9 protein-coding genes are annotated in these 11,418 nt (G+C 67.1%); 1 reads left to right on the top strand and 8 read right to left on the bottom strand.

All coding sequences use genetic code 11. The features are described from left to right. Positions 1-260: 260 nt before the first annotated feature. The 6 genes from guaA to MRBLAR12_RS10010 all read right to left on the bottom strand — a co-directional run bounded on the left by guaA (position 261) and on the right by MRBLAR12_RS10010 (position 7,369). Positions 261-1,850, bottom strand: coding sequence for a glutamine-hydrolyzing GMP synthase (gene guaA / locus MRBLAR12_RS10035; RefSeq protein WP_364745632.1), 1,590 nt, complete (start codon positions 1,848-1,850; stop codon positions 261-263). Positions 1,851-1,989: 139 nt separating this feature from the next. After that, positions 1,990-2,499, bottom strand: a complete 510-nt coding sequence (locus tag MRBLAR12_RS10030; protein ID WP_229995993.1) for a DUF3817 domain-containing protein — start codon at positions 2,497-2,499, stop codon at positions 1,990-1,992. Next, entirely contained in the window at positions 2,496-3,407 is a 912-nt protein-coding gene (locus MRBLAR12_RS10025; RefSeq protein WP_364745629.1) for an SURF1 family protein, read from the bottom strand. Before MRBLAR12_RS10025 ends, MRBLAR12_RS10030 begins: the two co-directional genes overlap by 4 nt. Positions 3,408-3,810: 403 nt before the next feature. Continuing rightward, the gene (locus MRBLAR12_RS10020; RefSeq protein WP_229994793.1) at positions 3,811-4,299 is read right to left on the bottom strand and encodes a PTS sugar transporter subunit IIA; all 489 of its coding nucleotides are present in this window, start codon (positions 4,297-4,299) and stop codon (positions 3,811-3,813) included. Between the two features lie 89 nt (positions 4,300-4,388). Beyond that, positions 4,389-6,140 carry a glycerol-3-phosphate dehydrogenase/oxidase gene (locus tag MRBLAR12_RS10015; RefSeq protein WP_229994794.1) on the bottom strand — a complete coding sequence of 584 codons (1,752 nt, stop codon included), beginning with the start codon at positions 6,138-6,140 and terminating at the stop codon, positions 4,389-4,391. A gap of 92 nt (positions 6,141-6,232) precedes the next feature. Beyond that, the gene (locus MRBLAR12_RS10010; protein WP_229994795.1) at positions 6,233-7,369 is read right to left on the bottom strand and encodes a GuaB3 family IMP dehydrogenase-related protein; all 1,137 of its coding nucleotides are present in this window, start codon (positions 7,367-7,369) and stop codon (positions 6,233-6,235) included. Between the two features lie 55 nt (positions 7,370-7,424). Between MRBLAR12_RS10010 and MRBLAR12_RS10005 the strand changes: the two genes are divergently transcribed. Beyond that, the gene (locus MRBLAR12_RS10005) at positions 7,425-7,640 is read left to right on the top strand and encodes a hypothetical protein (RefSeq protein ID WP_229994796.1); all 216 of its coding nucleotides are present in this window, start codon (positions 7,425-7,427) and stop codon (positions 7,638-7,640) included. Here the strand turns inward: MRBLAR12_RS10005 and MRBLAR12_RS10000 are convergent. Both MRBLAR12_RS10000 and guaB read right to left on the bottom strand, forming a co-directional pair. Continuing rightward, positions 7,627-9,477 carry an ABC transporter ATP-binding protein gene (locus MRBLAR12_RS10000; protein ID WP_229994797.1) on the bottom strand — a complete coding sequence of 617 codons (1,851 nt, stop codon included), beginning with the start codon at positions 9,475-9,477 and terminating at the stop codon, positions 7,627-7,629. The two genes, MRBLAR12_RS10005 and MRBLAR12_RS10000, sit on opposite strands and share 14 nt — an antisense overlap. A 159-nt stretch (positions 9,478-9,636) precedes the next feature. Further along, positions 9,637-11,148, bottom strand: a complete 1,512-nt coding sequence (guaB, locus tag MRBLAR12_RS09995) for an IMP dehydrogenase (RefSeq protein WP_229994798.1) — start codon at positions 11,146-11,148, stop codon at positions 9,637-9,639. Between the last annotated feature and the right edge of the window lie 270 nt (positions 11,149-11,418).

Here is an 11,418-nt window from a genome sequence, read left to right as displayed (position 1 = left end):
GGACCGTGGCGGGCTCGACTCTAGCGCGTTCGACGTATCAACGCTCGTCTGTGTTGCGTCCGCGCTTTCCCTGGCCGCGTTGTGGGTGCTCGCGGTTGTCTGGCTGGCGCGGGACGCCTTGGACCATACCGGCATGCTTTCGAGGGTAGCCCGAATCCCCGGCACGTGCGGGGCCGCAACACTGGGCGGTGCGAAATTCGGCTCGAATTGTCAGGAACAAAATGAAATGGCCGGCCTCGAAAGGCCGGCCATTCACATTGCTATTCCCACTCGATGGTTCCCGGCGGCTTGCTGGTCACATCCAGCACCACGCGGTTGACGCCGTCCACCTCGTTCGTGATCCGGTTGGAAATCCGGGCCAGGAGATCGTAGGGCAGCCGCGACCAGTCGGCGGTCATGGCGTCCTCGGAAGACACGGGGCGCAGGACAATCGGGTGTCCGTAGGTGCGGCCGTCGCCCTGGACGCCGACGCTGCGGACGTCCGCCAGCAGCACCACGGGCATCTGCCACACTTCGTCATCCAGTCCGGCGGCGGTCAGCTCGGCGCGGGCGATCGCGTCGGCCTTGCGGAGCAGGTCCAGGCGTTCCTTGGTGACGTCGCCGACGATCCTGATGCCGAGGCCCGGTCCGGGGAAGGGCTGGCGTCCGACGATTTCCTGCGGCAGGCCGAGCTGCGCACCGACCGCGCGGACCTCGTCCTTGAACAGGGCGCGCAGCGGTTCAACGAGTTCAAACTGCAGGTCCTCGGGCAGCCCGCCCACGTTGTGGTGGCTCTTGATGTTGGCCGCACCTTCGCCGCCGCCGGATTCGACGACGTCGGGGTACAGGGTGCCCTGGACGAGGAACTTGATCTTTTCACCGTGCGCCGCGGCTTCGGCGATGATCGCCAGTTCGGCTTCCTCGAAGGCGCGGATGAATTCGCGGCCGATGATCTTGCGCTTGGTCTCGGGATCGCTGACGCCGGCAAGTGCGCTCAGGAAGCGCTCCTGCTCGTTGGCGACATAGAGCTTGACGCCGGTGGCGGCCACGAAGTCACGTTCGACCTGTTCGGCCTCGCCCTCGCGCAACAGCCCGTGGTCTACGAAAACGCAGGTCAGCTGGTCGCCGACTGCACGCTGGACCAGGGCCGCGGCCACTGCCGAGTCGACGCCGCCGGAAAGGCCGCAGATAACCTTGGAGTCGCCGATCTGTTCGCGGATGCGCTGGACCTGTTCTTCCAGAATATTGCCGGTGGTCCAGTTCGGTTCCAGCCCGGCGCCCCTGAAGAGGAAGTTTTCCAGGACCTGCTGGCCGTAGGCCGAGTGCTTGACCTCGGGGTGCCACTGGACACCGTAAAGGCGCTTGTCCTCGTTGGCGAACGCGGCGACGTCGGCGCCCGCCGTCGTCGCGAGGACCTCAAAGCCCTCGGGGGCTTCATGGACGGAGTCGCCGTGGCTCATCCAGGTGCTCTGGTGCTGGGGCATGCCGGCCAGGATGGAGCGGCCCTCCCCCAGGGTGGTGGTCTCGGTGGCGCCGTATTCGCGGAGCCCCGTCTGGGCCACCTTGCCGCCGAGGGCGTTGGCCATGGCCTGGAAGCCGTAGCAGATGCCGAAGACCGGGACACCGGCCTCGAAGAGGTCAGCGCCGACGCTGGGCGCGCCGTCGGCGTAGACGCTCGAGGGGCCGCCCGAGAGGATGATCGCGGAGGGGTTCTTAGCCAGCAGCTGCTCGGTGCTGTAGGTATGCGGAACCACTTCCGAATACACATTCGCTTCCCGGACGCGGCGGGCAATCAGCTGCGCGTACTGGGCACCGTAGTCAACGACCAGAACGGGCCTGTGGGACGTCTGGGATGCAGAGGGAGTAGTCACCCCACTAGCCTACTTTGCGCCGCTGCCCGCCCGCACATTGAGAAGCCGGCGCGGGCCCCGAATCGAGGGCGGAGGTAAGCGAACTCACACGCCCGACGGCGGCTGCCGGCGTCGTGACGCTGTTTAGAGCCGCCGGGGTTCAGTACCGCTGGGGTGCCTGCGGGTTGGCGGCGAGTTCGGCCTCGACCTCCGCGTGGAACTTCTTCTCAACGAAGAAGGACAGGAACGGCACCACGCCGCCCAAGGCCATAACCACCAGCTTGGTGAACGGCCAGCGCATGAGGGACCACAGCCGGAAGTTGGAAATGAGGTACACGACGTACATCCAGCCGTGCACGATCAGGACCGCGACGGAGAGGTTGACGCCCCCGATCACCCCTGGCGGCTCGGCGTCGGCAAATCCGAGGCCGAACGGCTGGCCGGTGATGGCGTTGGTGCCGCCGGCGTAGAGGTACTGCCCGAAGCCGTACCGGGCGACCAGTTCGGCACACAGCAGCAGCAGCATCGAACCTGTCAGGTAGGCGAGCACCTTGTAGAACTTCAGGGCGGACCGGATTTGGGCCTCGGTGCCGCCGAAGCGGCGCTTCTTGCCGGTTTTCCCCGTGCCGTTGGTTGTCTGCGGCTGGATGGCGGGCTGGGGCTCGATCATGATTGCACTCTCGGGTCTGTGGGGTGGGGGGCTGTGGGATGCGGGTCGGTGGCCTGTTCGGCCGTGTGTTGGGCCGTGGGGTGTTGGGCCGGTGGGTGTTGGGCCGGTGGTTCGTCCCCGGCGAGTTCCTCGTCGAGCTCGTCTTCGAGGTCCCGGCGGTAGTCGTCCTTGACGAGCCGCCACCAGATGAACAACGCGAAGCCGGCGAAGACCACCCATTCCACGGAATAGAAGAGGTTTAGCCAGTTGACCTGCTGCACGGGCGGCTGCGGGCCGATCCGGAGGGGTTTGACGTCGCCGGTGGCTGAGGCCCCGACGTCGGTGCCGCCGGCCAGTTCGGTGCTCGCCGCGACAAAGCCCGGGTAGCTGCTGATGTTCCAGTCGTTGATGAGTTCGGCGACTGAGACGGCGCTGGCGCGGCCGGGCCCGGGATCGGTTTGCGGCAGCGGGGACTCGGACGGAAGGAGCCGTCCGGTCAGTTCGATGGTGCCCGGCGGCGGCGCCACGGCGTCCGCGGGATCCGCGACCCAGCCGCGCGCGACCGGAATCCAGGTCTGCGGCGTGGCCCCGCGGCCCAACAGGGCCGGGGCATCCTTGACGGCGAAAGCGGAAACGATCCAGTAGCCCTTCGCCCCGTCGTTGAGCCGTCCCGGGACCAAGACCTGCTTCTGGGGGTCGTAGCTGCCGGTGGCGGAGACCATCTGGTCAGCCACCGATCCGGGGAAGAACCCCCCGGGTTGCAGGACCGAGGTGAGCGGGCGCGTCTCCTCTGTTGTGGTGGAGACTGGGGCTTCCGCCTGCGTTGAACGGCCAAACTGCCACTGGCTGAGCAGCACAAAGACCCCGGAAATGGCGATCGCGAACACGAGTCCTGCGATCCAGCGGGGTTTGAGGGCAGTTTTCAGCACCTCTTAACCGTACTTCGTCCCTGTGTAGAACAGCGAAACGGGGCAGCAGTTGGGCCTGACCAGAGTGGGGCAGCCGGGTCCCTGCGTGGCGACGGAGTCGACACGAAAGGCCCTGCCCAGAGTGGGGCAGCCGGGTCCCTGCGTGGCGACGGAGTCGACACGAAAGGCCCTGACCAGTGGGGCAGCCGGGTCCCTGCGTGGCGACGGAGTCGACACGAAAGGCCCTGACCAGTGGGGCAGCCGGGTCCCTGCGTGGCGACGGAGTCGACACGAAAGGCCTGCCCAGAGTGGGGCAGCCGGGTCCCTGCGTGGCGACGGAGTCGACACGAAAGGCCCTGCCCAGAGTGGGGCAGCCGGGTCCCTGCGTGGCGACGGAGTCGACACGAAAGGCCCTGCCCCAATCTCAGTGGTCGAAGAACACCAGGCTGGAATTGATGAGTTCGGCGATCACTTCGGCGTCGTAGGCGCGGCGCAGCGACTCGCGGAAGGACTCCTTCGACAGTGAGCGTGCCAGCGTCGCAAGCACTTCGAGGTGATCGGAAAAGGAACTCGCCGGAGTGGCGATGAGCAGAATCACAGTGGCCGGGCCGTCCGCCGCCCCGAAGTCCAGCGCCCTGCCGTACTTCGTGATGCCGACAGCGATGGAGGTCTGGGAGACCAGCTCGCTGCGGGCATGCGGCAGCCCCACGCCGCCGGGCAGGCCGGTGGCGAGCTGGTGCTCCCTGGCATTGACCTGTTGGAGAAATCCCTCGAGATCGGAAATTCGTCCGGCCGCATGCATGCGTTCGGCGAGCTGGGAAGTGGCGTCGAGCTTGTCCGTGGCATCCATTTCGAGGATCACCATCTCGGGCGTGGTGAGCTCGGCGTCGTACCGGTCCAGTGGTTCCGCCAAGAGATGTCCCTTCGAAGTGGCGTCAGTGCACGCCGGCCGGCAGTCCAATGACTAGCGTTGTAATCTCCACTGCCGGCCGGTGCTGCGTCTCAGCGCAGGGGCACGATGTCCTCCACGCCCAGCCGTGCGGCGTCGGCGGATTCGTCGTCCGGCTGCTGCTGGCTCAGGCGCTCGGCATCAACCCGGGCCAGATAGTGCTTGATTTCGCCCTCGCGCTGCGCATCACTCCAGCCGAGAACGTCTCCCATTAGTTTAGCGACTACCGGGGCGGCGGACACACCGCGGTCCCACGCCTCAATCGAAATCCGGGTGCGGCGGGTCAGGACGTCCTGGACATGCCGGGCGCCCTCGTGAGTGGCCGCGTAGACGGCTTCGGCGGCCAGATAGTCGTCCGCGCCCGGCAGGGGCTCGGCCAGTTCCGGGCTGTCGGCGATGATCGCCAGCACCTCCGGAGCCATGGCACCGTAGCGGTTGAGCAGGTGTTCGATCCGGGCCACGTGGACGCCGGTCTCCTCCGCCATCCGGTTCCGCTGGTTCCATGCGGCCTTGAAGCCGCTCGCTCCCAGCAGGGGGATGGACTCCGTGCAGCTGGGCGGGACGCGCTCGTCCATGCTGCGCGTTGCCTCGTCGACGGCATCCTTGGCCATCACCCGGTAGGTGGTCCATTTGCCGCCTGCCACCACCACGAGACCCGGCACGGGGTGGGCCACCACGTGTTCCCGGGAGAGCTTCGCGGTGGAATCGCTTTCCCCGGCCAGCAGCGGGCGCAGCCCCGCGTAGACGCCCTCGACGTCCTCGCGGGTCAGCGGGCGCTTGAGGACCTTGTTGACGTGCTCCAGCAGGTAGTCGATGTCCTTGGAGGAGGCCGCCGGGTGGGCCTTGTCGAGGTGCCAGTCGGTATCCGTGGTCCCGATGATCCAGTGCCTGCCCCAGGGGATCACGAACAGGACGGATTTCTCGGTCCGCAGGATCAGCCCTACCGTGGACTGGATCCGGTCGCGAGGCACTACCAGGTGGATGCCTTTGGAGGCCCGCACCTTGAGCTGCCCGCGGTCTGTCACCATGGCCTGCGTTTCGTCGGTCCAGACTCCGGTGGCGTTGATGACCTGCTTGGCCCGGATGTTGAAGCTGGAGCCGTCCTCGTGGTTGACCACCTTGGCGCCGACCACGCGCTCGCCTTCGCGCACGAAGTCCACCACCGACATCTGGTTGACCGCGTGGGCGCCGTAGTGCGCCGCGGTGCGCACGAGGTTGGCGACGTACTTGGCGTCGTCGACTTGCCCGTCGTAGTAGCGGATGGACCCGACGAAGGCGTCGTCCTTGAGGCTGGGGGCGGCGCGCAGGGTTCCGCGCCGGGTCAGGTGTTTGTGGAAGGGGACGCCGCGGCTGTGCCCGCCGGTGATGGACATCGCGTCGTACAGGGCGATTCCGGCGCCGACGTAGGGCCGTTCCAGGAACGGCTTGTGGAGCGGGTACAGGAACGGGACCGGCCGGGCCAGGTGCGGTGCCAGCACGGAGAGAATGAGGCCGCGTTCGTGCAGTGCCTCCTTGACCAGGCCGAAGTCGAGCATTTCGAGGTACCGGAGGCCACCATGGATAAGCTTCGAGGAACGCGACGACGTCCCCGCGGCCCAGTCATTCGCCTCTACGATGCCTACGGTGAGCCCGCGGGTGACGGCGTCGAGGGCGGCGCCGGCGCCCACGATGCCTCCGCCCACGATCAGGATGTCGAGCTCTTTGCCGGGGGCGGTGCTGCCCCTGAGCACAGTGATTGAAGCCTCGCGTTCCGCAGGCCCAAGGGCACCTCCGGCCACGGCAGAACCGCCGGCAAAACTGTTCATGTCACGCCTCCATCCGGGTCAAACCTCGTAGGGCACCAGACTACGTCCAAGTTTCCCGGATGGGCAGGGCCAAACAAAGGCCGGTGTGGCGTTCAGTTTCCGGCGTACGGCGAGACGACGACGTCGACGCGCTGGAATTCCTTCAGGTCCGAGTAGCCGGTGGTCGCCATGGAACGGCGCAGCGCCCCGATGAGGTTGGAGGTGCCGTTGGTGTGGTGGCCCGGCCCAAACAGGACCTCTTCGAGCGGCCCCACTGTCCCGACGTTGACCCTGTCGCCGCGGGGCAGTTCGACGTGGTGGGCTTCCTGGCCCCAGTGCCAGCCCTTGCCGGGGGCTTCGTCGGTGCGGGCCAAGGCGCTGCCCAGCATCACGGCGTCGGCGCCCATGGCGATGGCCTTGACGATGTCACCGGAGGATCCCATGCCGCCGTCGGCGATCACATGGACGTAGCGTCCGCCGGACTCGTCCATGTAATCGCGGCGGGCGGCCGCGACATCGGAGATGGCCGAGGCCATCGGCGAGTGGATGCCCAGGGCGCGGCGGGTGGTGGTGGTGGCTCCGCCGCCGAAGCCGACCAGCACGCCGGCGGCACCGGTGCGCATCAGGTGCAGGGCCGGGGTGTAGCCGGCCGCCCCGCCGACGATTACGGGGACGTCGAGCTCGTAGATGAACTGCTTGAGGTTCAGCGGCTCGTGGTCCTTGGAGACGTGCTCTGCCGAGACGGTGGTTCCGCGGATGACGAAGATGTCGACGCCGGCGGCCACCACGGTCTTATAGTGCTCCTGCGTCCGCTGCGGGGTCAGGGAGCCGGCCACCGTAACACCGGCGGCGCGGATCTCGGCGAGGCGCGAGGTGATCAGCTCGGGCTGGATCGGCGCCTGGTAGAGCTCCTGCATGCGCCGGGTAACGGCGGGACTGTTGGTCTCGTCCGCGAGGCCCCCGATCTCGTCCAGCACGGACTGCGGGTTCTCGTACCTGGTCCACAGGCCTTCGAGGTCGAGCACGCCGAGTCCGCCGAGGCGGCCCAGGGCGATGACGGTTTCCGGCGACATGGCCGAATCCATCGGCGCCGCGATGACCGGCATGTCGAACTTGTAGGCATCGATCTGCCAGGAGACGGAGACGTCCTTGGGGTCACGTGTGCGCCGGTTGGGGACGATCGCAATGTCATCCAGGGAGTAGGCACGACGCCCACGCTTGCCTCGGCCAATCTCAATCTCGTAAGTCACTGCTCTAGGTTATCCCAGCCGACGCGGGGCGCCGCTTCGGCGTACTGTGTCCGTCATGCTTTGGCACCACGGGCAGCGGTGGATTTTCGACGGGCACATTGCCGGGATCGGCACGGGCTCGGGCCTGCGCGCGGTGGTGGGGCTGTGGGCGCAGTCCCCGTTCGCCGCCGTCCGGCCCGCCGTCGGCTTCGGTTTCAGCAGTGTCCCGCCGCGACCCAGCCTGGCCCGCGTGCGGACCACCATCGAAGGCCCTCCCCTCACTCGCCGCTGACGTTCTCGGTATCCGGGACGGTCAGCTGGGATTCGAACATCCGGAAGTAGCGGCCGCGGAGCGCCACGAGTTCCTTGTGGGTGCCCTGTTCGACGATGCTGCCGTCCTCGAGCATGTAGACCACGTCAGCCTTCTCGATCGTGGCGAGGCGGTGGCTGATGGCGATGATGGTACTGGCGCGGTCAGCGAAGAGCCTCGTGAAGATCCGGTGCTCGGCCAGCGCGTCGATGGCCGACGTCGGCTCGTCCATCACCATGAACGAGGCGTTGCGGTAGAAGTTCCGCGCCATCGCCAGGCGCTGCCACTGCCCGCCGGAAAGGCCGGAACCCTTCCGACCGCGCGGGTCCTCCATCCAGTTGCTGACATGGTTGTCCAGGCCGTTGGGCAGTTTGTTGATGAACTCGAGGGCTTCGGCATCCGCGGCGGAGCGACGGACCCGACCGTCATCGCGGGGCGAATCGACGTCGCCGAAGAAGATGTTTTCCGCCGCGGTGGCGAATTCGTATTTGAGGAACTCCTGGCTGAGCACCGCCAGGTGCCGGTGCCAGGACGTGACGTCGACGGCGGCGAGGTCCACGCCGTCGAGCATCACCTGCCCGGAATCGGGACGGTACAACCCGGCCAGGATGCGGATCAGGGTGGACTTGCCGGCACCGTTCTCCCCGACGATCGCGATGTGCTGGCCCTGCCTGATGGTCAGCGAAATGCCGCGGATCACTTCCAGTTCGCTGCCGGTGTAGGTGAAGCGGATGTCCCGCAGGTCCACCGTTTTCGGCGCCTGCAGCAGGGGCGGGGCGTGGCCGGACTGCACCGGCAGCGCCATGAAGAGCTCGTAGTCCTTGAGGTTCGCCAGGTCCTCGTCGATCGAGCTGAGCGAGGAGACGAGGTTGTTGGCGGTGGACAGGGCGCGGCTGACAATCTGCTGGACATAGAGAAACTGCCCCACCGGCTGGGCGCGGGCGATGATCTGGCCCACCACCCAGATCAGGGAGACGACCTCGGCGCCGTACTGCAGGGCATCGGCCGCGAGCTGTTTGGGAATGTAGCGTTTCTGAAAGTCCAGCCGGCGCTTTTCGTCGGCGTCCCGCAGCCGGGAGCGCAGCCCCATGAGGTAGCCGACGATCCCGTAGAGCCGCATCTCGGCGATGTGCTGCGGGCGCAGGAGGTTGGTTTCAATCATCCTGCGCTGCCTGCGGGAATCGACTTGGGTGTTCCAGTGCGCGATCTGTTCGCGGGAGAGCTTGAACTGCAGGTAGACGCTGGGGACGATCGCGATCAGGACGATCACGGCGATCCACCAGCTGACCAGCAGCAGCGCGCCGATGGCCAGGAGCACGGAGACGAGCTGGGTGAAGATGGCGGCGATCCGGTCCAGGACGCGGGCATAGGAATCGGAGAAGCGCTTGGCGCGGTCGTACAGGTCCACGGTCTCTTTGTCGTCGTAGCGCCAGAAGTCCAGGGTCAGGAAGCGCTCGTACATGAGATCCCCGACTATCGCGCCGACCCGGAAGCTCATGAGCTGTTGGATGTAGCGGTCCACGCTGCTGAACGATCCCCAGAAGAGCCCGAGTGCCGCGGTGATGATGACGTAGACGACGGCCTGGCCGCCGGCGTCGGCGTCGCCCGCGTAGGCGGCGGCCAGCGCCGTGGTGGTCAGGGCGGCAAAGTACGTCGTGACCAGCGGCAGGAGCGCCGAGATCAGCGAGCCGAGGACCTTCATGACGACGGCGGCGGGCGAGGCCCGGAAGCTGACCCGCAGCACCTGCGCCACGGCGCGGGCGTAGGGCTTGAGCGCGAGCTTGCGTTTGGGCGCACGTGCCGGCAGGAGTTCGGACATGCCTCCAGCCTAGTTCCGCGGCCCGGAGCCGGCGTGAGCGGCACCGCCGCTGGAAACGGGCCGCCGTAAGCCGCCCTAAGAAGGGTGAGCCTGCCCCTTAAGGGGGTGAGCCCGCCGAAACTGTGGTTTCGGCGGGCTCACCCGTTCTGGCAGAGGGTCTTAGCGCGACCCGTAGTTCGGGGCTTCGACCGTCATCTGGATGTCGTGCGGGTGCGATTCCTTGAGCCCGGCCGGGGTGATGCGGACGAACTTGCCGCGCGCCTTCAGCTCGGCCACGGTTGGTGCGCCCGTGTAGAACATGGTCTGGCGGAGGCCGCCGACCAGCTGGTACGCCACCGACGACAACGGACCGCGGTACGCGACCCGGCCCTCGATGCCTTCCGGGATGAGCTTGTCGTCGCCGGAGACGTCCGCCTGGAAATAGCGGTCCTTGGAGTAGGAGGTGTTCTTCCCGCGGGTCTGCATGGCCCCAAGGGAGCCCATGCCGCGGTAGCTCTTGAACTGCTTGCCGTTGACGAAAATCAGGTCACCCGGTGATTCGTCGCAACCGGCCAGGAGGGAGCCGAGCATCACGGTGTCGGCGCCGGCGACGAGCGCCTTGCCGATGTCACCGGAGTACTGCAGGCCGCCGTCGGCGATCAGCGGGACGCCGGCCGGGATGGCAGCCTTCGCAGACTCGTAGATGGCCGTGATCTGCGGGACGCCCACACCGGCAACCACGCGGGTGGTGCAGATGGACCCGGGACCGACGCCGACCTTGATGCCGTCGGCACCGGCGTCGATCAGTGCCTGGGCACCTTCGCGGGTGGCTGCCTGGCCGCCGATGATGTCCACGTGCGCCGCAACGGGATCGGACTTGAGCCGGCGGATCATCTCCAGCACACCCTGGGAGTGGCCGTTAGCGGTGTCCACGAAGAGGGCATCCACGCCGGCGTCCACGAGCGTCATGGCGCGTTCCCAGCCGTCGCCGAAGAAGCCGATCGCCGCGCCGACGCGCAGGCGGCCTTCGTCGTCCTTGGTGGCGAGCGGGTACTGCTCGGCCTTGGTGAAGTCCTTGGTGGTGATCAGGCCCTTGAGCCGGCCCTGCTCGTCAACGAGCGGCAGCTTCTCGATCTTGTTCGTGGCCAGCTTGTGCGAGGCTTCCTCGCGGCTGATGCCGACGTGCCCGGTGACGAGCGGCATCTTGGTCATGACGTCGCTGACCAGCCGCAGCGGGAAGTCGGATTCGGGCACGAAGCGGGTGTCGCGGTTCGTGACGATGCCCAGCAGCCTGTTGCCCTCGTCCACCACCGGGAGACCGGAGACGCGGTAGCGTGCGCAGATGTCGTCCAGCTCGGCCAGCGTGGCCTCGGGGCCGATGGTCAGGGGGTTGGTGATCATGCCGGATTCGCTGCGCTTGACCCGGTCCACCTGGTCGGCCTGGTCGGCGATGGAAAGGTTGCGGTGGACGACGCCGAGGCCGCCCTGGCGCGCCATGGCGATGGCCATGCGAGACTCCGTGACGGTGTCCATCGCGGCGGAGAGCAGCGGGGTCTGGACCGTGATGCGCTTGGAGATCCGGGAGGACGTGTCCGCTTCCGAGGGGATCACGTCGGTGTGGCCGGGCAGGAGCAGGACGTCGTCGTACGTCAGGCCGATGAAGCCGAAGGGATTGTGTTCGGGCTGGGTCATGAGTGCGCCTCTTACCTTGGGTTACGGGGTTCACGGGTAGGGGTTGCAACAGATGACCAGCCCGTCATTACGGGTCTGGTCTGTGCAGAAGGTTGTGCAGCAGGTTGTGCAGAAGTCCTGAATAAATAGTAGAACCTTGGCGGCGATAGCCATATTCCGGGGCAGTAATGTGCGGCTCAATGTGAGCCGTCCCATGCCCGCACGTCTCCCCGACCGCCCAAACCGGCCCTGCGGCCGCCCCAGCCGGGATCGGCCGCCCCCGCCGGGATC

This window comes from Arthrobacter sp. LAR12-1-1.1 (assembly GCF_040676555.1).
GTDB lineage: Bacteria > Actinomycetota > Actinomycetes > Actinomycetales > Micrococcaceae > Arthrobacter.
Note: the sequence above shows the minus strand (reverse complement) of the source record. Positions and strands in the feature narration are given on the sequence as shown.